21 protein-coding genes are annotated in these 21,738 nt (G+C 65.9%); 12 read left to right on the top strand and 9 right to left on the bottom strand.

The window, feature by feature from the left end; genetic code table 11:
• Nucleotides 1-34: 34 nt before the first annotated feature.
• From AC04ME_RS06310 to AC04ME_RS06290, 5 genes are read right to left on the bottom strand one after another with little or no spacing between them, the layout of a single operon-like run.
• Entirely contained in the window at nucleotides 35-754 is a 720-nt protein-coding gene (locus AC04ME_RS06310; RefSeq protein WP_455905154.1) for a methyltransferase domain-containing protein, read from the bottom strand.
• Nucleotides 751-1,905: a type III polyketide synthase gene (locus AC04ME_RS06305; RefSeq protein WP_475434145.1), complete on the bottom strand. Its 1,155-nt coding sequence runs from the start codon at nucleotides 1,903-1,905 to the stop codon at nucleotides 751-753. The genes AC04ME_RS06310 and AC04ME_RS06305 overlap by 4 nt, the downstream gene beginning before the upstream one ends.
• 54 nt (nucleotides 1,906-1,959) lie before the next feature.
• Entirely contained in the window at nucleotides 1,960-2,604 is a 645-nt protein-coding gene (locus AC04ME_RS06300) for a CYTH domain-containing protein (RefSeq protein WP_475434143.1), read from the bottom strand.
• Entirely contained in the window at nucleotides 2,597-2,809 is a 213-nt protein-coding gene (locus tag AC04ME_RS06295) for a hypothetical protein (protein ID WP_042538484.1), read from the bottom strand. The genes AC04ME_RS06300 and AC04ME_RS06295 overlap by 8 nt, the downstream gene beginning before the upstream one ends.
• Before the next feature lie 35 nt (nucleotides 2,810-2,844).
• Nucleotides 2,845-3,315 (bottom strand): prepilin peptidase, encoded by a 471-nt coding sequence (locus tag AC04ME_RS06290; RefSeq protein ID WP_475434141.1) that lies wholly within the window; start codon nucleotides 3,313-3,315, stop codon nucleotides 2,845-2,847.
• A 131-nt stretch (nucleotides 3,316-3,446) separates the two neighbouring features.
• On the opposite strand from AC04ME_RS06290, the gene AC04ME_RS06285 reads away from it, so the two are divergent.
• From AC04ME_RS06285 to AC04ME_RS06275, 3 genes are read left to right on the top strand one after another with little or no spacing between them, the layout of a single operon-like run.
• Nucleotides 3,447-4,244 (top strand): hypothetical protein, encoded by a 798-nt coding sequence (locus tag AC04ME_RS06285; RefSeq protein ID WP_475434139.1) that lies wholly within the window; start codon nucleotides 3,447-3,449, stop codon nucleotides 4,242-4,244.
• Entirely contained in the window at nucleotides 4,241-5,782 is a 1,542-nt protein-coding gene (locus AC04ME_RS06280; protein ID WP_475434137.1) for a DNA polymerase Y family protein, read from the top strand. The genes AC04ME_RS06285 and AC04ME_RS06280 overlap by 4 nt, the downstream gene beginning before the upstream one ends.
• Nucleotides 5,782-9,243, top strand: a complete 3,462-nt coding sequence (locus AC04ME_RS06275; RefSeq protein ID WP_475434135.1) for an error-prone DNA polymerase — start codon at nucleotides 5,782-5,784, stop codon at nucleotides 9,241-9,243. Before AC04ME_RS06280 ends, AC04ME_RS06275 begins: the two co-directional genes overlap by 1 nt.
• Nucleotides 9,244-9,248: 5 nt before the next feature.
• Here the strand turns inward: AC04ME_RS06275 and AC04ME_RS06270 are convergent, their stop codons facing one another.
• Nucleotides 9,249-9,638, bottom strand: a complete 390-nt coding sequence (locus AC04ME_RS06270; protein ID WP_475434133.1) for a hypothetical protein — start codon at nucleotides 9,636-9,638, stop codon at nucleotides 9,249-9,251.
• Between the two features lie 288 nt (nucleotides 9,639-9,926).
• Nucleotides 9,927-10,529, bottom strand: a complete 603-nt coding sequence (locus AC04ME_RS06265; protein ID WP_042538604.1) for a TetR/AcrR family transcriptional regulator C-terminal domain-containing protein — start codon at nucleotides 10,527-10,529, stop codon at nucleotides 9,927-9,929.
• Between the two features lie 180 nt (nucleotides 10,530-10,709).
• Here AC04ME_RS06265 and AC04ME_RS06260 point away from each other — a divergent pair, with 180 nt between their 5' ends.
• The 4 genes from AC04ME_RS06260 (at nucleotide 10,710) to AC04ME_RS06245 (ending at nucleotide 14,338) form a co-directional block, all read left to right on the top strand.
• Nucleotides 10,710-11,945, top strand: a complete 1,236-nt coding sequence (locus AC04ME_RS06260) for an MFS transporter (RefSeq protein ID WP_475434131.1) — start codon at nucleotides 10,710-10,712, stop codon at nucleotides 11,943-11,945.
• Entirely contained in the window at nucleotides 11,945-13,534 is a 1,590-nt protein-coding gene (locus AC04ME_RS06255) for an amidohydrolase (RefSeq protein ID WP_475434129.1), read from the top strand. The genes AC04ME_RS06260 and AC04ME_RS06255 overlap by 1 nt, the downstream gene beginning before the upstream one ends.
• Before the next feature lie 188 nt (nucleotides 13,535-13,722).
• Nucleotides 13,723-14,007, top strand: a complete 285-nt coding sequence (locus AC04ME_RS06250; RefSeq protein WP_231567476.1) for a hypothetical protein — start codon at nucleotides 13,723-13,725, stop codon at nucleotides 14,005-14,007.
• 55 nt (nucleotides 14,008-14,062) lie between these two features.
• On the top strand, nucleotides 14,063-14,338 hold the full coding sequence (locus tag AC04ME_RS06245) for a hypothetical protein (protein ID WP_079113108.1): 276 nt from the start codon (nucleotides 14,063-14,065) through the stop codon (nucleotides 14,336-14,338).
• A gap of 83 nt (nucleotides 14,339-14,421) precedes the next feature.
• Here the strand turns inward: AC04ME_RS06245 and AC04ME_RS06240 are convergent, their stop codons facing one another.
• On the bottom strand, nucleotides 14,422-14,601 hold the full coding sequence (locus tag AC04ME_RS06240) for a hypothetical protein (RefSeq protein ID WP_042538505.1): 180 nt from the start codon (nucleotides 14,599-14,601) through the stop codon (nucleotides 14,422-14,424).
• Nucleotides 14,602-14,906: 305 nt separating this feature from the next.
• Between AC04ME_RS06240 and AC04ME_RS06235 the strand changes: the two genes are divergently transcribed.
• The 5 genes from AC04ME_RS06235 (at nucleotide 14,907) to AC04ME_RS06215 (ending at nucleotide 20,393) form a co-directional block, all read left to right on the top strand.
• Nucleotides 14,907-15,452: a DUF1643 domain-containing protein gene (locus tag AC04ME_RS06235; protein WP_475434127.1), complete on the top strand. Its 546-nt coding sequence runs from the start codon at nucleotides 14,907-14,909 to the stop codon at nucleotides 15,450-15,452.
• 114 nt (nucleotides 15,453-15,566) lie between these two features.
• Nucleotides 15,567-16,052, top strand: a complete 486-nt coding sequence (locus AC04ME_RS06230; protein ID WP_475434125.1) for a hypothetical protein — start codon at nucleotides 15,567-15,569, stop codon at nucleotides 16,050-16,052.
• A gap of 80 nt (nucleotides 16,053-16,132) precedes the next feature.
• Entirely contained in the window at nucleotides 16,133-18,157 is a 2,025-nt protein-coding gene (locus tag AC04ME_RS06225) for a hypothetical protein (protein ID WP_475434123.1), read from the top strand.
• A gap of 158 nt (nucleotides 18,158-18,315) precedes the next feature.
• Nucleotides 18,316-19,773: an AAA family ATPase gene (locus tag AC04ME_RS06220; protein ID WP_475434121.1), complete on the top strand. Its 1,458-nt coding sequence runs from the start codon at nucleotides 18,316-18,318 to the stop codon at nucleotides 19,771-19,773.
• The gene (locus tag AC04ME_RS06215) at nucleotides 19,770-20,393 is read left to right on the top strand and encodes an HNH endonuclease (protein ID WP_475434119.1); all 624 of its coding nucleotides are present in this window, start codon (nucleotides 19,770-19,772) and stop codon (nucleotides 20,391-20,393) included. Before AC04ME_RS06220 ends, AC04ME_RS06215 begins: the two co-directional genes overlap by 4 nt.
• A 153-nt stretch (nucleotides 20,394-20,546) precedes the next feature.
• Here the strand turns inward: AC04ME_RS06215 and AC04ME_RS06210 are convergent, their stop codons facing one another.
• Nucleotides 20,547-21,290: a hypothetical protein gene (locus tag AC04ME_RS06210; RefSeq protein WP_475434117.1), complete on the bottom strand. Its 744-nt coding sequence runs from the start codon at nucleotides 21,288-21,290 to the stop codon at nucleotides 20,547-20,549.
• Nucleotides 21,291-21,738: the final 448 nt, after the last annotated feature.

Raw genomic sequence — 21,738 nt, 5'->3', positions numbered from 1 at the left:
CCGGCACGCTCACGCGTGTCGGGCCTTCGTGCGTCTATGACGCCGCTTCGGCCTTCCAGCTCAACTCCAGCCGTGAGGGGAGGCCGAAGCGAACAGCCCAGCCTGACGGCACGAGAGAGGCGAGCTCTCTCCGCGCGTACGAGCGGCGGATGCTGATGAGGCCGTCCTCCCGGATGAACGAGCCGCGGAAGAGCGTTCCCGAGAGGACCCAGGTCGCGGCGTCGTACAGGGCATAGGCGAATCGGGTGCGGGCGATGTCCCGGTGCACCACGACGCCACCGCCGCCGACGAGCGCCTCGGAGTCGCGCAGCAGGCCGTCGAGCTCTGTCGCGGTGAGGTGGTGCAGCACGTGATTCGAGAAGACCACGTCGTACTGCTCTCCCTCCGCCACGAGGTCTGCGGCGAAGGCGCAGCGATATCGGATGCCGGCGCCGTGGTCGTTATCGGCAGCCCAGCGAATCGCCCGCTCGTCGGCGTCGAGCGCCGTGATCTCGGCTTCGAGACCTGCTCGCCGCAACCGCGCCGCGATCATCCGGCACACGTCTCCGCCGCCCGCGCCGATGTCCAGGATGCGGATGGGACCACGGCGGGCGCGCGGCCGGATCTCGCGACGATAGAGCAGCCCCGGCCGTGAGACGAGCGCGTTCACGAGCCGGAAGCGTCTGTAGGTCTGTTCCAGCATCCCGATGTCCGCATCCGGATCGTCCATGAGCTCGCGCACCTCGGTGGCGCGCATCGAGAGGTCGTGTCTCACGAGACGCCGGTGGTGACCGTCATCAATGCGCTCTCGGCCGTCAGCCCCGGTCCGAAGGCCATCGCCGCGACCCGCGACCCGTCGGCGGCGCCGTCATCGAGGATCCGCTTGATCACGAAGAGCACCGTCGCACTCGACATGTTGCCGTTCTCGCGCAGCGTCTCCCGAGCCGGGTGCAGCTGCGCGTCGCTCAGCTGCAGTCGCTCCTGCACGCGGTCGAGGATGCTGCGTCCGCCGGGGTGGATCGCCCAGTGCTCCACGCGCTCCCCCACCCTCCCCTCGTCGAACGCGGCCGCGAGCTCGCCCTCGCGGGCGTAGAGCGGACGGATGGCGCCGATGATGGTCTCGCCGATGATCTGCGGCACCTTGGTCGACAGGATCATCTCGAAGCCGTGGTCGCCGATCGTCCAGGCCATGTCCTTCTCGCCCTCGGCGGCGATGGCCGTGTGGAAGCCGTCGAGGCGGACGGCAGGAACCGGTGTCGGGAGATCGCGCGCTGTGACGATGCCGGCGGCCGCGCCGTCCGCGAAGAGGGAGTTGGCCACGATGAGATCCGGGTCCTCCGACGAGCGAAGGTGCACGGTGCACAGCTCGACGCTGACCACGAGCACCACGGCATCGGGATCGGCCGCGCAGAACTGGCTCGCCGCTCGGAGCGCAGGCAGCGAGGCGTAGCAGCCCATGAATCCGAGGTGATAGCGCTGCACGTTGTCTGAGAGACCCAGTCCCCGCACGATCTCGTACTCCGGGCCCGGCGCATGGAAGCCCGTGCACGATGCGGTGATGACGTGCGTGACGTCGGCGGCGACGATGTCGGGGTCTGCGTCCAGCGCGCTGCGAGCCACCTCGACGAAGAGACGAGACGCCTCGCGTATGTAGACGTCGTTGCGTGCGGCCGTTCCCGGAGACTGCAGAAGGCCGGACTCCCGATCGAAGAAGAGCGTCGCGTCGGTGCTCGCCGTGGAGGAGAGCTCTTCGATGACTGTGTGACGGGTGTCGATGCCCGATCCGTTGAAGGATGCTCCGATGATCCTCTGCGCGAGGCGCCCGACGTCGGGCTGCGAGGCGAAGATGTCGCGCACCTCGTGCTGCTCGATGACGGTGTCTGGAACGATCGTCCGCAGCGAGCGGAGTACGGCGGAGCGGGTCATGTCTGCCACTCAAGCATGGCCCCGCTCACGCGCGGAAGGGGCTTGCGCCGTGAGTCAGAAACCCAGAGCACGGGCGAGCTTGGAGCCGGATGCCGCATCGCGACCCCCGACGGCGAAGATCACCCTCTCGACGGCCTCGAACAGGGCCGCTCTCCCCGCCGGGTCGGCGGGCGCAGCGGGGCCGAGCTCGAATTCCCACTCGCGCCATTCACGCTGCACGTCGTGTCGGAGGTCGGTCGCGCGAACGTGATCGTCGACGAACTCGGCGACCACTCCAACGGTTCCGGTGAGCAGATAGGCCGTTCGGGTGTTCTCGATCCGGGCGAGGGGCGTCAGCGGGCCCGTCGCCCATCGAGAGATGGTCTCGGTCACCGCCTCGGGGATCCTGTCGTCGTCACCCAGCGGCCAGCCGATCTCCAGACGGCCGTCGCCCTCACGCGGTCCCTTGATATGCCAACCGGCATCGGGTCCGCCGGTGCGACGACGAAGAGCCACCCCTGAGCGGGAGAGTCCGGCATCCGCAGTGTCGAAGTAGCGTGCGTCGAGTTCGCGCACCTCGCCCGACGACACGGCATCCACTCCCGGAACCCCCACCCACTCCGGAAGAGGGGTGGCGTCGTCGACGTCGTACTTGCGCTCGACCTCGACGACCCTGGAGGGTTCGAGGCCGGACTGCGGAGCGGTGTGGTGCTCAGTCATCCGACGGGCTGATGTCCTCGAGGGATTCGTCGTACCAGTAGTCGATCTCGGTGGGACCGTCGGTGTCGCCGGTGTTCTGCGCGTCACCGCGCCGGTTGTACACCACCTGGGTCTCGCTGTAGGGGACGATCAGCTTGTCGTCCGCATCGCCGAGAGGAATGATCTGCCCGTCGAGCGGGCCGCCGTGAAGTCGTGCAAGTGCCATGTGCTCACCCTAGCGCCGACACGCTGCAAGACGCCTCACTGCACGAGGATGCCGAGGATCGCGCCGAGGATCATCCACGGCCCGAAGGCGATGCGCGTCGAGCCGTCCGCCCTGCGGAGCATCATCAGCGACACGGAGAACAGAGCACCGAGGACGAAGGCGGATGCTGCTCCCACGGCGAGCGCCTGCCAGCTGTGCCAACCGAGGATCAGGCCGATGACGGCGGCGAGCTTGACGTCTCCTCCGCCCATTCCCTCGCGGCTGAGCAGACGGAGCGCCGCATAGAAGCCGCCGAGGATCAGCATGCCGAATGCCGATCTGACCATCGCCGCGCTCTCACCGGAGGTGATGGCGTCGGCGACCCCGAGGAGGATGAGCGCCGCGAGGGTGGGGAGCACGATCCGGTTCGGCAGTCGATGTGTGCGGATGTCGATGGTGACGAGTATGCAGGCGACCACGAACAGCATCAGATGGACCGTCACGACGGCCACGGTGCGGAGATCCATGCCGGAAGGCTAGGAGAAGGCGGATGCCGGCGAGGTCGGCGTGTGGATAACCTCCCCGTCGATGTCGGAGGTACGAACTATCGTCATCTACTCCAGTTGCTTTATTAGTACATATCTTCGAGGATGGATTCATGGGGATCGGGCTCGATGCGGTGACCGCGCTCTCTCCGGCTGGCGACTCCCGCGCCGGAGAGGTTCTTCGGCTGCGCCGGGAGATCAGCCGCATGCAGCGCAGACGCAGCGAGCATCCGCTGCTCCCCCTCGAACCCGCCTTCTCCTCCCTGCTCCCTGAAGAAGGACTGCAGACGGGGACGACATACACCGTCTCCCCCTCGCCCAGTCTCGTCCTCGCGCTGCTCGCGGCGGCGTCGCGCAAGGGCCACTGGTGTGCGGTGGTGGGCATGCCCACGCTGGGCGTGGAAGCCGCAGCGGCGTTCGGAATCGAGCTGCCTCGAATGATCCTCGTCCCCGAGCCCGGAGACCGCTGGCTCGCCGTGACCTCTGCGCTCGCCGAGGTGGTTCCGCTGATCGCCGTGCAGCCGGGAGGCAGAGCACGCGATGCCGATGTGTCACGACTGAGCGCACGCCTGCGAGACCGCGGGAGCACCCTGCTCATCACCGAGTCGACAGCGTCCGGCGCCTGGCCGCAGAGCGAGGGCTCCATCCGACTGCACGACCAGCACTGGCTCGGCGTCGGTGAGGGGTGGGGACTGATCGAAGGTTCCACGGCGACGGTGTCAGCCCGGACGCGGCACAGTCCGCTGTCGTCGAGCGTGCGCGTACGCCTTCCCGGCGCCCACGGCGCGGTCGAAGAGCTGCCCGCCGAGCACACCGCCGTCGAGACCATGGCCGAGATGACGACGCTGCCCGGCCTCCGCGGTCACGAGGCCACTCCGCTCGAATACCCGCGTCTGGCGGTGGCCGGATGACCGCTGCTCCGCTGCGGGTCCTCGTCCTGTGGCTTCCCGATTGGCCGTTGCGCGCCGCCCTGGGCGGGCCACCGCCTCATCCGCCGACGGCGCTGGTGCATGCGAACACCGTCGTCGCATGCACCGCTTCGGCGAGGGAGCACGGTGTGCGCGCCGGCCAGCGCCGCCGCGTCGCGCAGGGGCACATCTCGTCGCTGCGCGTGCTGCCGCACGACACCGCCCGCGACGAGAGGGCCTTCCTTCCGGTGCTGCAGCTCATCGAGAAGCACGCCCCCGGCGCCGCGCTGCTGCGTCCAGGACTCGCGGCGGTGCGGGCACGGGGCATCTCCCGCTACCACGACGGCGAGGCCGAAGCAGGGCGGGCCCTCATCGATGTCCTCACCGAGGCGGGCTTCCCCGAGGTGCGCGTCGGCATCGCCGACGGCCCGTTCACGGCAGAGCTCGCCGCCAGAGGAAGCGCCCCGTGCACCGTCGTTCCTGCAGGTCTCGCGAAGGACTTCCTCGCCCCGCTCCCCGTGGGTGTGCTGCGAGACGAACAGCTCACCGGTCTGCTCATCCGGCTCGGCGTGCGCACGCTCGGCGACTTCGCCGCCCTCGACGAGATCGAGGTGCGCGATCGCTTCGGCGAGCGCGGCGCCCGCCTGCACTCCCTCGCGGCCGGTGCCGATTCCCGCGCCGTGGTGGCACGACCGCCCGACCCCGAACTCGTGCGCTCCGTCGAGTTCGAACCGCCGCTCGCCGGAGCCGATCAGGTGGCCTTCGCGGTGCGGCAGACGGCCGATGCGGTCATGCTCGCTCTCGGAGAAGCCTCGGTGGTGTGCACAGAGATCCGCATCGACCTGATCGACGACGACGGCAAGGTGTTCTCCCGTCCCTGGCTGCATCCGACCTGCTTCGATGCCGCTGACCTCGTCGACCGGGTGCGCTGGCAGCTCGAGGCGCTGGGGGCGGAGTCAGCGAAAGAGCCGATCGATGAGGCTCGCGCGTTCGGCGGGATCGCCCTGGTGCGGATCGTCCCCGTGGCGGTCGATGATGCCGCCCATCACCAGCCCGGACTCTTCGGGTCCGGGACGGATGAGCGCCTGCACCACGCCATCTCCCGCGTGCAGACGATGCTCGGCCACGAGGGCGTCGTCACCGCCGCTCTCTCCGGCGGACGCTGGCTCGCCGATCGACAGGTGCTCACTCCGTGGGGCGAACGCCCCGTCGCCCCCAGAGACCCCGGGCACCCCTGGCCGGGTAGCCTTCCCGATCCTCTTCCCGCCGAGGTGTTCCGTCCCCCTCGTCCCATCGGAGTGCTCGCACCCGACGGTGAGACCGTCCTCGTCGACGACCGGGGTTCGCTCTCGGCGGCACCCGCTCGCATCGACGGCGACGATGTGCAGGCCTGGGCGGGCCCGTGGCCGATCCATGAACGCCGGTGGGAGGCCTCCGGGGGCAAGAAGGGGCATCGCCTGCAGATCATCGATGACCATGATCGGGCCTGGCTCGTCTTCTGCACGGGAGATCGCTGGTGGGCCGAGGGGAGGTACCGCTGATGGGCTGGCACAACCCTCCCCTGTCCTGGAACGAACTGGAGCGCACTCTCAGCGGCGAGGAATCGCCCTATCCGACCGGAGGCATGCCACCCGGCAGCCGCCCCGACCCGGGCCCCGTCAGCACCAAGCGCAAGCGAAATCCCCCGACCTCCGTGCACCGGCCTGAGGATGCCGTCCCCTATGCCGAGCTGCACGCGCATTCGTCGTACTCGTTCCTCGACGGCGCCTCCTCACCGGAAGACCTGCTCGCCGAGGCCGAGCGTCTGGGGCTCACCGCGCTGGCGCTCACCGACCACGACGGTTTCTACGGAGCGGCCCGCTTCGCCGAGGTCGCAGAGCTGATGGATGTGAGCGTCCAGACGGTCTACGGTGCCGAGCTCTCGCTCGGTCTCGACGCCCCGCAGCGGGGCACCCCCGATCCGGTCGGCGACCATCTTCTGGTGCTCGCCGACGGCCTGGAGGGCTATCACCGTCTCTCCGGCGCCATGACGGCTGCTCACTTGCGCGGCGGAGAGAAGGGCCGCCCCGTGTACGACCTCGATGAGCTGGCGGCCGCCGCAGACGGGCACTGGACGATCCTCACCGGATGCCGCAAGGGCGGCGTCCGCCGTGGGCTCGAAGCCGGAGACGCGCAGACGCCGCTGCGCCGTCTGGTCGATCTGTTCGGCCAGGATCACGTCGCCGTCGAGCTCTTCGACCACGGCGACCCGCAGGACACACGTCGCAACGACGCTCTCGCCGATCTCGCCCGGCGGTTGCGGTTGCCTGTGGTGGCGACGAACAACGTGCACTACGCCGCCCCCGAACGCGCATCACTCGCCGAGGCGGTCGCCGCTGTGCGTGCCGTGCGCAGCATGGACGAGCTCGACGGCTGGCTTCCGACCCACGGAGGAGCACATCTGCGCAACGGTGCGGAGATGTCCGCGCGCTTCCGGCGCCACCCCGGCGCGATCTCCTACGGGCTCGAGCTCGCCGCTGCGTCGGCCTTCTCCCTCCGCCGAGCACGACCGGCCCTGCCGAAACAGGAAGTGCCAGACGGTCATACCCCCATGAGCTGGCTGCGTCACCTGGTATGGGAGGCCGTGCCGACGAAATACCCGCACCTCGATGACGACGGTCGCCGCAGGATCGGGCGCGAGCTCGACGTGATCGAGGAGAAGGACTTCCCCGGCTACTTCCTCATCGTGCACGGCATCGTCGCAGAGGCACGCCGTCGCGGCATCCTGTGTCAGGGACGTGGTTCTGCCGCGGCGAGCGCCGTCTGCTATCTCCTCGGCATCACCGCCGTCGACCCGATCCTCTACCGACTGCCCTTCGAGCGGTTCCTGGCGACGACCCGTCAGGAAGAACCGGACATCGATGTGGATTTCGACTCCGATCGCCGGGAGGAGATCATCCAGTGGGTGTACCGCGAGTACGGAAGAGAGCGTGCGGCACAGGTGGCGAACGTCATCCAGTACCGTCCGAAGAACGCCGTGCGCGACATGGCGAGGGCTCTGGGATTCTCCCCGGGGCAGCAGGACGCCTGGTCCAGGCAGGTCGACGGGTGGAGCGCCGGGCTCGAGGTCGCAGACGAGCACGACATTCCCGCGAATGTGCTCGACTACGCGGGTGAGCTGCTGAAGGCTCCCCGACACCTCGGCATCCACTCCGGTGGCATGGTGCTCACTGCACGCCCCGTCGGCGAGGTCGTCCCCGTCGAGCATGCTCGCATGGAGAACCGCACCGTGATCCAGTGGGACAAAGACGACGCCGCATGGATGGGGTTGGTGAAGTTCGACCTCCTCGGACTGGGGATGCTGGCAGCGCTCCAGCACTGCTTCGATCTCATCGACGACGCCACGGGTGAGCGGTGGACGCTCGAGACGCTTCCGAAAGAAGAGCCGGCCGTCTACGACATGCTCTGCCGCGCTGATTCGATCGGGGTGTTCCAGGTCGAATCCCGCGCACAGATCGGCCTGCTCCCCCGCCTGCAGCCACGCGCCTTCTACGACCTCGCCATCCAGATCGCGCTCATCCGCCCCGGGCCCATCCAGGGCGGCGCCGTGCATCCGTTCGTCCGCCGCAAGATGGCCAAGGATGCGCTCGACGAAGAGAACCGCGCCAGAGCCGCTCGCGGAGAAGAGCCTGTGGTGCTCGACATCCCGTATCCGCATGATGACCTCAAGCCGATCCTCGAGCGGACGCTGGGCATCCCGATCTTCCAGGAGCAGCTGATCCAGATGGCGACGGCCATCGGCGACTGCACCGCCGACGAGGCCGATCTGCTCAGACGCGCGATGGGATCCAAGCGCGGGCTCGAGAAGATCGAGAAGGTGCGCGACAAGCTCTACGCGGGAATGACCCGGCGCGGACTCTCCGCCGAGCAGTCGGATCGCATCTACGCGCAGATCCAGGCGTTCTCGAACTTCGGATTCGCAGAGTCGCATTCGTTGTCCTTCGCGCTCCTCGTCTATGCGAGCTCCTGGCTCAAGCTGCACTATCCTGCGGCGTTCCTCGCCGGACTGCTCCGGTCGCAGCYGATGGGCTTCTACTCCGCCTCGACGCTCACCGCAGACGCGCGTCGGCATGGCGTGGAGGTGCGTCGACCCGATCTGCACGCCTCAGGCGTCACCGAGACTCTCGAACCCCTCGAGGGCGCACCGCTGCGGATGCCGACGGGGCTGGACGCCTGCGGCGATCCTCTGCAGCCTCGAGTGCCACGCTTCGACCGGTCGAAGCCCGACGAGTCGGCGGCGCACCGCCGGGATGGCGCCTATGCGGTGCGCATGGGGCTCAGCGGTGTGCGCGGCATCGGCACACCGCTGGCAGAGAGGATCGTCGCCGAGCGCGAGGCCGCCGGTCCGTTCCGCGATCTGAACGATCTGGTGAGGCGCACCGATGCCACCGCCGCGCAGCTCGAGTCCCTGGCGACCGCCGGCGCGTTCGAGTGCCTCGGGCTGCAGCGCAGAGAGGCGATCTGGCTGTCGGGGGCAGCCGCTGAGGATCGTTCGCGATTCCTTCCCGGCACGACGATCGCCGTGCAGCCCCCGCTGTTCAGCGATCAGTCCAGCTATGAACGGCTCTCCGCAGATCTCTGGGCGACAGGTGTCTCGACCGACGACCATCCGATGGCGCACTTCCGCGGACTTCTGCGCGAGCGAGGCGTGCTCACCTCTGCCGACCTCCAGAGCCATGAGACGGGCAGACGCATCGAGGTCGCCGGCCTCGTGACCCACCGTCAGCGCCCGGCGACCGCAGCGGGTGTCACGTTCCTCAATCTCGAAGACGAGACCGGCCTCGTCAACGTCATCTGCTCGACCGGGGTGTGGGGTCGGTACCACCGGGTGGCGCGGGATTCTCCTGCTCTGATCATCCGCGGCATTCTCGAGCGCTCAGCAGAGGGGGTCGTGAACGTCCTCGCCGACGCATTCGAAGACCTCCGCACCGGAGTGACGCATCGATCGAGGGACTTCCGCTGAGCGGTTCACCAGAAGCGTTCGGGCTCCGGCTCAGGCACGCGGTCGCCACCGCCCCAGCGGTCCGCTTCGGCCTTGGCAGCGTCGACCGCCGCATCCGCGCCGTGCAGGGCGGCCGTAGCGCTCGTCGCTCCCGATCCGCTCCCCTCGGCATCGACGGTGAGAGTCGTCAGCGACGAGTGGCCGCCGATCGTCACCGTGCAGTCGATGACACGACCCAGCCACCGGAGGAGCTCGCTCCGGGGCTCTTCGATGCGGCGATATCGGATGCCGGTGTCGAGGTCTCTGACAGACAGGACCACGGACTCACCGGTCAGCTCGTCGATGCGCTCCGTCACCTCGACTCGGTGCCCGTGGGCGATGGCGAGGTGCGCGTTCAGCACGAGCTTTCTGTCCATGAAACCACTCTATGAGTGGACGTTCTCACGGCAAGCCCCAGTCCTGGAAGAAACATTCGTAGATTTCTTTGTCCCCCAAATGGCGGACACGACGATTAAGCGATATTCTGCTGCAAGTAGCGGGGGCTACCGGCTGAACATCTGGGGATATATCAGTCGAGAGAGCAGCGAAAATCTTCGCCGCCTCCCCTACCGTCCGGGACGGACGGTGAGCCCTCTCGAGTGATCCAAATGGGGTTGGATGACTCGAGGGGGCAACCACTCCGAACTCACCTGTCGAGGCGAGACTCACCTGTCGAGGCGAGCCCGAAGCGAGTCGACCAACAGTCCGACACCGAGCTCGAACGTCCGATCCGCTCGCGCGGTGCCGCGCTCCGCACCCTCGAGCACGCGACCGAGTGTGCGAGTTGCCTCCCCCGGCTCCCAGACCTCGTCCGGCGACGCCAGGTCGAGGCCGAAGCCGATCGCGAAGGCATCGATGATCGCGATCACCGTGAGCACCTCGTCTTCGGGAAAGCCCCCGTCGACGAGAACGGTCGCCAGGTCGTCATACGCGGTGATGACCGCCGGATGAGTGATGGTCTTTCCGATGAGGAGCGGCACGAGCTGCGGGTGATCGGCATACATCTGGCGTTGCTGTCGCAGAAGCTCGACGAGGAAGTCGTCCCACGCGCTCTCCCCCGGCCTGACCCGGTAGTCCTCGACCAGCCGGCCGCGCATCAGCTCGATGATGCCGTCCATGCCGTCCACGTGGTTGTAGAGCGAAGACGGCCTGACTCCGAGCCTGCGGGCGATCGCGTTCACCCCGAACGGCTCTCCGGCTCTCGACAGTTCGAGGCCCGCCGCCCCGATGATCTCGGGTGAAAGTAATGGGCTCGAGGGTCGGGGCATCGCACGCTCACTCTCTGTCGGCGGGCCCGTCGAGAAATCTCTTCCCTCCGGCATCCCTCCTGTGCATAATAGTGAACACCATTCGTTGACGAACACCATTCGTTTTTGAATCCGCGCCCCACCCGACGCGCATCGGCAGGACTTTCGCGCACATCGCCGTGCCCTCTCAGTGGGAGAACCATGACCGCCATCGACCTCAGCACCCGGGTTCCGCTCCGGCTGCCGACCGCCACAGCCGCCTTCGCGATCGGAATCGCGGGCTATCTGGGCGTCAACCTGTCGCCCTACATGATCACCGCGGCACAGACAGGCCTCGACATCGACGTGCTCGCCGCGAGCTGGCTCGTCACCGCGACCCTGCTGCTCACCGCGGTCACGGGACTCGCGATCGCCCCGCTCTGCGCCGGCGGTCACAGGCGTATGGTGGCCCGCACCGGACTTGCCATCGCGGCCCTCGGTTTCACCACTGCAGCGCTGGTGCCTGCGCTCATCCTTCCCGCTCTGCTGGTCGGCGGGGCGGGAGCCGGCGGTGCCGTCGCCGCATCCGGAGCCGCACTCGCCGCCTTCCGGAATCCTGACAGGGTCGCGGGCTTCAACGGTCTCGCGAACCGTGGCGTCATCACGATCGTGCTGGCGGTGATCCCTCTCATCGGGCTCGCGCCGATCGATGTCTTCGGCGCTCTCGCGCTGTTCAGCATCCTGGGGCTGCTCGTCTCGGCCTGGTTGCCTGCGGCCCCCGTGATCGATCCTCGGGCCGGGGCCGCCGTCGCCGAGGCGATGCCGATCGACGTGCCGTCCACAGGCGCGGTGCGCCTCTCTCCCGCACGCTCGCGAACCGTCACGATCGCCGGATTCAGCCTTCTCGTCGTGTTCGCGCTGTGGGCGGTGAGCGAGGACTCGCTCTGGGCCATGGCCGGCATCATGGGCGCGGAGCAGACGGGTCTGACACCCGAGGGGCTGGGCCTCGCGCTCAGCGGCGCGACGGCGGGCGGTCTCATCGGGTCTGTGCTGCTGATGATCGTCGGATCCCGGCTGGGCCGAGCAGTGCCCCTCGCGGTGCTGCTGCTGGCCGGAGGAGTGCTGAAGATCGTCGAGGGGTTCACCACTGATCCGACCGCGTTCATCGTGGTGTTCATCGCCTGGAACACCGTCTACGCGATCGCCTTCATGTACTTCGTGTCGACCTCGGCGGCTCTCGATGCCGACGGCCGCTGGTCTGGCCCCCTGCTCGCGGTCTACCTCGTCGGATCGGCACTGACCCCCGTGATCGGCGCTGCGCTCGTCGGCATGCTCGGGTTCCAAGGTTTCGCCGTCGCGCTGGGCATCGCGAGCTTCGTGCTCGCCGTGCCCGCAAGCGCCATCGCCCTGCTCTCGACACGCCTCGAGCGCGCAGCCACCACCGAGGAGACACTCTGATGCCCGCCACGCTCTATCGCAATGCGCGTTTCTTCACCGCCGACGACGCCGCCTGGGCCGAAGCCGTCGTCGTAGACGGCGCGGACTTCGCCTTCGTCGGAGCCGAGGCCGACGCACCGCCGACCGATGATGTGGTCGATCTCGGCGGACGGGTCGTTCTTCCCGGATTCACCGACGCGCACACCCATCTGCTGATGATGGGCGAGGCGCTGGGCCAGATCGGGCTCACCGATGCCGGGTCTCTCGACGAGATCCAGCGCAGAGTGCGAGAGGCGCGTGAGACCGCCACCGGTGCGGTGCGTGGGCGCGGATGGCTCTTCGACGCGATCCCGGGCGGATCGCCGACGGCAGCGATGATCGACGCCGTCGTCGCCGACATCCCCGTCTATCTCGATGCCAACGACTACCACTCCTGCTGGGTCAACTCGGCGGCGCTCGAGGAGCTCGGGATCACCCGCGAGACGCCTGACCCGATCGGCGGCCGTATCGAGCGGGATGCCGACGGCGAACCGACCGGGATGCTCTACGAGACGGCCGCGCAGCAGCACGCGTGGGCGCACCGGGATGCCACGACCACCGACGAGCAGCGGGATGCAGCGGTGCAGCGCGTCGTGGAGGCGTATCTCGCGGCGGGTGTGACCGGCGCCGTCGACATGGCGTTCGACGGGCTCGCCCTCGCGGCGCTCGAACGGGCGGAGGGGCGCGACGCGCTGCCGTTGCGGATAGCCGCGCACTGGTTCGTCGCGAACACCGGCGATGACGCCCTGAACCTGGCTCAGGTCGCCGAGGCGGCCGAGCGTGCCGAGACCGCCTCGAGCGCTGTCCGGGTGATCGGCATCAAGCTCGTGCTCGACGGCACGATCGACGCGTGCACCGCCGCGATGCGCGCACCGTATGCGGATGGCTCCAACGCGGCGCCGATCTGGCCGGCCGAACGCCTGTTCCCCGTCGTCGCGGCTGCGGATGCCGCGGGACTCCAGGTCGCACTGCATGCGATCGGCGATCAGGCGAGCACGCTCGCGCTGGATGCGATCGAGCACGCGATCACGGTCAACGGCGATCGTCCGCGTCGTCATCGCATCGAGCATCTCGAGTACGCAGCTCCCGGCACGGCCGAGCGGATGGCGCGCCTGGGTGTGACGGCGTCCATGCAGCCGGTGCACGCTGATCCGGCGATCTTCGCGAACTGGTCGGCCCAACTCGGCGATGATCGAGCGGATCGGGCCTTCGCGTGGCCGGAGTACGAGGATGCCGGTGCGCTGCTCGCCTTCTCGACGGACGCTCCCACCGCGCCGCACGCGGCACTCGCGAACCTGTACGTGGCCACGACACGGGCATCGGCGCTGAACCCCGATGTGCCCGCGGTGCATCCGCAGTCCGCCCTTCCCCTCGCACGCGCGATCGCCCATGCGACTCGTGACGCCGCGGCGTCGATCGGCGACGGTGCGTGGCGTGGCCGCATCGTGGTGGGCCAGGCGGCGGACTTCGCCGTGCTCGACGTCGATCCGTTCTCGGAGGGCAGCGGGTCGCTGCTCACGGGCCGTGTTCTGCGCACGGTGATCGGTGGACGCACCGCATACGAGGCCTGAGGCGCCCGAGCACGGCGTCCGCTCACTGTCCCCTTGAGCGATATACCGGTGCGTTCGTATAATTCTGGTGAACTCTGGCGGGCAGAGGGCGCCCGTCGATCAGGCGGTGATGTCATCGCCCGTTCGCGGAGCGCTCCTCCTGTCAGCCGATGGCGAATACGACTGATTGGAGTGTTGAGATGTCCGCGATGCCCGATCCGAGGTTCGAGCTCCGCAGGGTGACTGAGACCGAGTGGCTGATCGTCGACCACAAGTACGAGCCGCACGACGCACGCCAGACCGTCGCCTGCATCTACCAGGTGGATGCCGTCGAGGTCGACGTGCTCTGGTTGCGCAATCTTCCCCTGGCGAGCTCGTATATGTCGGCCGACGAGGTGCTCAGCGATCTGCAGCGGTTCCACAACCCGCCGAGCCGGTCCACGGCGCCGATCACGATCCCGCACCTTCCTCCGCTTGCGGCGACGCCCAGTTGACACCCCTGCGGAGCGGTACCCCGGCCAGGCGACCGCCGCGCCATAGGCTGGCCTCATGCTCATCGCTCTGATCCGTCCCGTCGAGTCCAGCACTGCTGACGTCATCGGAACGACACTCGCCGAGGTGCTCGTCGAGCTAGAACAGCACCGCAAGCCGGGTTTCGAGCTCGCCTCGGCGCCGGTGCGGATGCTGAAGGGCGTGGCCAAGATGGAAGCGACCGGCACGTTCACCCGCGTCGACGGCGTGCAGGAGATCGAGGCTGACGACATGGCATCGCTCGAGGCGAAGGTGCCAGAAGGATGGCGGATGCTGACGGTGCGCAACGCCTAGGTCGAGAGACCAGCGGACAGCGAAGAAGACCCCCACCGGCTCAGCGCCGGGTGGGGGTCTTCGCTCTCCAGGGCGTGGCCGATTCAGCCGCCCGACGGGTTCTCGAGAGGCGCGCCGTCTTCGTCGGTGGTCTCGTCTTCGAGGATCTCGTCGGTGCTCTTGGACGTGCTCTGGGACGTCGAGTCATCGGGCGCACCACCCGAGGCGGTGTCGGGCTCCTCGTGGGCGTCGGTGGTTCCGTGCGTGTTCTGCAGATCGCTCATTGCATCTCCTCTATCGATGAGCCGACGGTATGCCGTTCATCCGATGCTGGAGAGGGGGTTGACGTGTCGACATCGCACGGTAGTGCGTTCCTGGCTGCTTGGCCGGGCATGAGAAAAGCCCCGGAGTTCCGCGTAGTTCTGCGGTTCTCCGGGGCTTTGTGGTGGGCTGTTGGCACAACCTGTCGTGACGCGGGCGAGCGGGGCGAGCTCCGCTAGCCTTTCCTGCGCGGGTGCTTCCGTTTTCCTGTGACGTGACCTCGCCATCGAACGACGCGCTCAGCGCGGAGAGGTGAAGGATCAAGCCCGTGCCCCATTCATATCCTCAAGGCCAGGCCCCGCGGTACTGGCGCCCGTCGTCACCTTCACCAGATCACAGGTTCATCCTCGGGTCGTCAGCCGATCCGGCCACGCTCGCCGGAAACAATCCGCTCGTCGTGATCGGCATGAACCCGTCTCACGCGACGGACCAGGTGTCGGACAGCACGGTGAACCGAGTGGTTGAAGCGAGCGTGGAGCTCCATCACACGAGTTGGTGGATGTTGAACCTCTATCCAGAGCGAAGCTCGAAGCCCACGAACCTGCGCGCTTTCGACCCTGCGCTCTCAGCGGAAAACTGTAGCGAGATCGCAGACTTCCTTCGAGCCGCTCAGGTGGACCAGGTTCTAGGCGCGTGGGGAGACCTCAAGCACCCAACGCTGCGGCAGGCGAAGAAGGATGTCTTGGTGATGCTGCACTCGATCAACGTGCGGGTGTACTACTACGCCACCTTGACCGGCAAACGGAACCCGCGGCACCCGAATCCTCGGGGCAAGGACTGGGACCTTAACGGGCCGAAGAAGTACCTCACCTAGGCACACAGTTCTCCACCAATGCGCCTCGCGCACTGGTGCGGTTGACGGCCGCCGTCACGCGCTCATCGACGGTGGCCCACGTTCGAGCGGAACAGGCCCAGTACTCTCTGCATTATGCAGATCGATATTGAGGGCCCCGCAGGATTCCGGCGCGCCGTCGCCGCCATCCAGAAGCGCAAGCCGAAGGTAGCGTTCCTGGCCGCGGGTGAGACGGTCGTTGGTGCGCTCGAATGTCGTGTCGCCAAAGAGTCGTTCTACACGGAGACGCGCTCGAGAGGCGTCGGCGCAAACGTCGGCGCGTTCGGAGTGCGGGTCGGTGGCGGGATGGGGCGTTCCACCAGCGAACGCGTCCGAGACGGACTGCGTACCGACGACGTCGGCGAACTCATCACCACGACCCGCAGGATGGTGTTCATCGGCAGCAAGAACACGGTGGACATGCCCTACGCGCGGATCGTCGAACTGGCACCAGCACGAAGCGGGCTACGGGTCAGCGTCACCGGACGCAGCGCCCCGGTGATGCTCGTGTGCAAGAAGGGCGACTACGCCCTCGCCGCGGCTTCCATCGCCTCCGCGCTCCGCGACCACGTTGGCGGCTAGCTCGCTTGCGGCCGTCGCTAGCCTGGCAATCCCCGCAGCACTTGGTCATGGCATGATGCCGAGGAGAAACGGAGGCGGAGATGGACGGTAGCGGGTCTAAATGGGTTGAAGTCGAGTGGACCGACGAAGACCTGTACTTCGATTACGCCGCGGATGCACCTTTCGATGACAAATCGCGCAGGCTTGTCGATCAGATCGCTTATGATCCCAGGTTCGGGCTGCGGTTCGGGAGCGTCAAGATCCTCGAGGCCGTAACTCGAGGGCTTCGCGCGGAACGCGCGCAGGCCATCGAGGACGCAGCACGTATGGTCTATGACCACCGGGTTCGGCCCGATCTGGAGCGTCGAGCAAGTGTGGAGATCGGGCGGATCTTGAAGGACCCTCGATTCGATGTGCTGCCCCCTTGGTTCGACGCGCCAGAGGATGGCGCGCTGGCGGAGATAGTCTCTGAGGTGGACGAACGGGTCATCGAGCTCGTCCTGCATAGCATCGCGCATGACTCGCGGTACGAAGCCGCGAAGAAGAAGGCGCTTGGAAAGGTCGAGCGCGAAGCAGTGATCCTCGCGGGACAGCTCCCCCAGCGCACCCGCGACTTCCTGTTCTTCTCGAACCGGATCGCCGAACGTGAGACCGCCGTCGCGGAGATCTTGCCCGATGCCTCTCCGCGGAAGGTGTCCTGGACTGCGTACTTCGTGCAGCGACACGTTCGGTCGCAGGATGACGAGTCGACACCGAACCGATACTCCATCGCCGCGAAGCAAATGGTTCTCGCGGGGACGCCGAAGAAGGAAGTGAAGGGCACGCTCGGCGTCAGCGTTAGCCGGCTCGAGCAGCTTCTCCTCCGGCCGGCCGCTGGACGGCTTGATGCTGCGGACCCGCTCGTCACTGCTATCGCGGAACTTCGAGATGCGCCGGACGCGCCAATCACGATGCCGGTGGAGATGGTCCCGGAGCGGCCAAAGTCCGTCGCTCGAATGTACGTCGCGGAGCTGGTCGAGCTCGCGGAACGCACGGCGGACCCCGACCTATTACAGCGGATCGTGAAACGCAGGTCTGTCCTCGTCGTTGAAGCGTTGCTGCGACGCCACGTCATCGTCGGTGATCTTGGTGACGACGTTCTGGGACAGTTGCCAGAGCACTTTCCGCGACAGCACTCCGACATGCTGATTGCTCACAAGCAGCGGCCGCTCCCGCCACGGACAGCGATAGCACTCGCTTCCGTGTATCCGACAGCTGTACTGAACTTCAGCGACGAGAGCCTCTCTAACTTCGAAGCGGGCGGCGATGAGCGGCTTGCTCTCGCTATGGCGCTAAGAACAAGTGACGTCAGCGCCCTCGAACTCGTCCTCGAACGCCCCGAGCGCGACCCCCGATTCCTCCTGCTCATCGAGATGCTCGCTGCATGGCCCATGCCGGGCGAGCTGAGCACATCATCTGCCTTCGCCTCCGCGCTCACCAACGCTGCGGACCGCATCACATCATCCAGTGCCTCCACCATCCTTCGTCTGGCGGCGTGCCAGCATCCCCCCGAACTATCGAGAGCTCTCGAAAGGATCCGCACGAGCGGCACCCTCGATGCCGACCCAAGCGTGATCGCGAGTGCGGTCCTCGGCGGCTACCACGAACTTGGCGACGACCGTCACCAATATCTTCTCGATATCGCGCAACAGTTCTGGTGTGCAGCGGATCTCACCGTGGAGCACAGCCTGGCCCGAGCAGTCGTTGAGACCGCTGGCCAACAACAGAGCGTCGTACGCACTCCGCGGGTGACCTACGTCGCGTCAGCTGACGCGATTCGCGCATACTCGAACACCGACGAACGTGAGTACACCTACGTGCACCTGCACCTCACCGCGGCGACGGAGATCCGCATCACTGGTCCTGTGGATGTCGTCATCCGGAAGCCTTCCTCTATTCCGGCGCTCGCCTACGTCCGTGAGCGCGGATACCATCCGGACAACCCCGACGCCCCAGACATCGAAGTCATTGCCTGGCCGTTACCGTTCCAACCCGCCATTTACTCCCTCGACACGAGCCTGAGCAGTTCAGCGGGTTACTTCGCAGTCGCTGATGGGAAAGTGGCCGTCGTCGAAGATCTCGATTGACCGAATCGGTGCGTCGGCCTGCGCCTGACTGCGCGCCAGGCGCAGACCAACCGGGGAACACACGATGACCTCTTGGACGCTTCCCGACCAAAGAACCAAGCGAAACGACGTAGCAGCTCGACGGACACCTGACGATGGCGATCTGGCAAGGTTGGAGCATGAGCACCTCTTTCCGCGTCAATGCCGTCATCCAGGGCGGTGGTCATGCTCCCGGGCAGCGGATCCTCATCGAGGAAGGTTCACACAGCGGGGCGACGCATCTCACGGCAATCACCGGGCGGAACGGCGTTGGGAAGTCTCGTCTCCTATCTGACATCGCTGCAGTGTTCGAGGCGATAAGCGGCTCCAAGCCGCGATCCGGCGTTGAGGCAACGGTCGAGTATCAGTTCGGTCGCTCCCGTTGTACTGCAACTCTCAATCAGGGGAAAGTGCTCGCAGAAGTCGACGGAGCCCGAGTCGACCCCAGTCGTTTGCCTGGCCCGAAGCGAGTGGCCGCCGTGACGACAAGCGCGTTCGACAAGTTTCAGATTCCGCGCAGCCAGAATGGTCGCACAGACCCGGACCCCTCCAGTCCATACCGATACTTGGGCTTGAAGGACTCGAGAGGCCGTATCTCTGCAACAGCGGGCCTCTATAGAGCGCTTGACGCCCTGTTCGACAGCATCGCTTCCGACGAGCAGCACCGAAGCAGGGTCAGCGAAGTCTTCAGCGACCTCGGCTATGAAGCACGCATTGAGGTTGCCTATGGCTGGACCAGCCTCGGCGAGGGGCTAGTGAAATCCGGCGCAGACCTTGACCAGGTTGAGTACAGCGCCTTCTCGAAGCACGCTCAAGAGGAGCCAGACTCCTGGTTCGGCGGCGAGCGGCCGGATGCTCGCCAACCACTCGTGCGCGAGCTCGCTCAAGCGGTCGAACTGATCGGCGAACTGAGCACTGGCCGCGAAGGCGCGCTCGTCGCCGACTTCCAGAATCCAGGCGTGGCGCGTCTCGACCATCTCCGTGCGGCACGGTTGCTTCGTCGAGCGGACATGATCCGAACAAAGCGCGTCACTCTAACTCGCTCCAACACGGGGCAGCGGCTGAACATCAAAGACGCGAGCTCCGGGGAAATTTCGCTTGTGACATCGATGCTCGGCATTGCCTCCGCAATTGACGATCAAAGCTTGATCCTAATCGACGAACCTGAAATTAGCCTACACCCGGAGTGGCAGTCCGGTTATGTCAATCGCCTGCTGGCGTCGTTTGACAGGTACAAGGAATGCCATTTCCTAGTGGCTACGCACTCCCCGCTTATTATTGCCGGCTTGCCTGAACTCTACAGCAATATAGTGTCTCTCGAACGCGAAATTGATGACGATTTCGCAGGAGGAAGGTCATTGGACGAGGCGCTCGTACGCGTGTTCGGAGTCGCCGGGCCCGACAATCTATTCGTCAAGCAATCGCTGGTCCGAGCGCTACGCATGGCGTCGGACGGTAGTTATAGAAACCCCGAGTTCTCGAAGTTAATGAACGCCTTAAAGACATGGTCATCAGCTACAGATGCTGCGCCCGGAGTTCTCGCAGTCATTGCCGATCTGGAAGCTACCGTAGCAAGAGCATCGAGGGCTTCCAGATGATTTACCTCGAACCCGTCTGCTACGCGGACGACGACCTAACATTCTTTCAAGCATTCGAACTTGGCGATCCGAGGCCCGCCGACTACTGGAGCGCCGATGAATGCTCAAATATAAAAACGACCATCAAACGACACTATCTCGACAAGCAAAGAAACACGTGCTGCTATTGTCGTCAGATCATCATTGTTGACCACGGTCGAGTATGGGACATAGAGCATATTGTGCCTCGGAAGACCCATCCAGGATTCATGTTCACACCCCAGAATCTGGCGCTCGCATGCCCAGACTGCAACGGGCGCAAAGCAAGTAAGCAGACGCTAGTAGCGCCTGACACGTCGGCGTACCCCTCGACAGGCGACGCGTTCCTGGTCGTTCACCCCCATTTCGACAACTATGACGAACATATCGAAATGGGCGACTTTGTCTACACCGGAATTTCCGACAGAGGCGAGTGGACCGTCATCAACTGCGACTTGAACCGGCTTGCGGGCCGCGCTTTCGGTTGGCCAGATCCAATTGCGGACGAGCGGTTCGAAGATCTCGTGGACGACGTGTTCGACGGCGACGGCGCCGCTCCCGGAATAATTCAAGCAACGATTGAGTCGGAACTGAATTCCTGAATCTCGAGCCCGTCGGCGTGTGTGGCCGAGCACACATGAAAATCATCTGCCGAGGAACACAACAGTACCTGGCCGCTCCCTCACCGCCGACTGTAACGTCTGCCCTCCGACGTCATGCTGGCGACGCAACTACGGAGCGACGCCAGCCGGCGGTCACTCACACCGCCCGAGCTCTAACGGACCGAAAGAAAACCAGCAGCGGTCCGTGTACGTAATCGCTGGTTGCACATCGTTGTTCTGTACCGCCTGGTGTGGGACCGGATGGAGGTACGTCCATCCCCACGTGCCGTCCGCCTCGGCCTCAGTAGTGCAACCGTAACCGCAACCTTCCAGTTGCTCTTGGCCTGATGTGACGAATCCCAGCAGTTGGTCGCACGTCGCGCGCGCGCTTGAAGTGAGAGTGTCGGATGGTAAGTACGACCGCCACCCGCCACCGCCTGTGCACACCGCATTATACATGGCGCGGTGTGCCTCGATGCAACCGTAATAGTCTGCTCCGTCGCCGCAGATCGCGTCCCCCGATTCGAGATCGAACGTGCCGTCGAAAGTCGCTGATGGCGACTGCTCACTCTGAACAACGACATCGACGTCATAGCCGTTATTCAGACCTGTGACGACGACTGCACCAATAGCACTCGCAAGCACGGCGCAGGCAGTTACCGATGTCAGTATGGCCACGTACGCCGGACGCACATCGGATGGGTGAAGAAGCGCCTTTGGAGACGCCTCGAGGTCGCGCTCGCCGGTACCGTCTGGATCGTGACTTGACCTCCCTGCTGGGGCAGTCAGGCCGACGCGGTGTCGCACGCCGACGTCGACGAACAGTGCGATGAATGCGACCAGACCGAGACCACCAGGTATCCAGGAATAGCCGCGAGCGAACGTGACGTTCAGCACAACGCATCCGATGGCTGTGGTGATCGCACACACCCACCAAAAGGCTCGCCAACCTCGGCTCAGTGGATGCGTCGAGGTGTGACCACACTGCGCGCATCGATACTGTTGGAGCCCCAATGGACCAGCCATGAACTGCCGTTCGGCCTCGTATCCACACCTTCGGCACACCGTGAGAGACGCCACTGCCGAGGCATTGTCAACCATCGGATACTCCCTAACCCCGTCACTTAACTCTTCCCGATCACACTATTGGTATGAGTGGCCTGGCAACGACGCTCATTCTCCACAAACGCGGCGAGCTCTGGATCGGTCAGCGCCTGCATCGCTCCGCACACGCCATGCAAGCAGTAGCCGCGCGCGCCGGCATACCGAAGTGGAGCGAACTACATCGGGGTCCAAGCGATCCATTCGGTGCGTCGCTGTGCAATTTCGGGACAACGCCCCTGCC

This window comes from Microbacterium sp. LjRoot205 (assembly GCF_056175745.1).
Note: the sequence above shows the minus strand (reverse complement) of the source record. Positions and strands in the feature narration are given on the sequence as shown.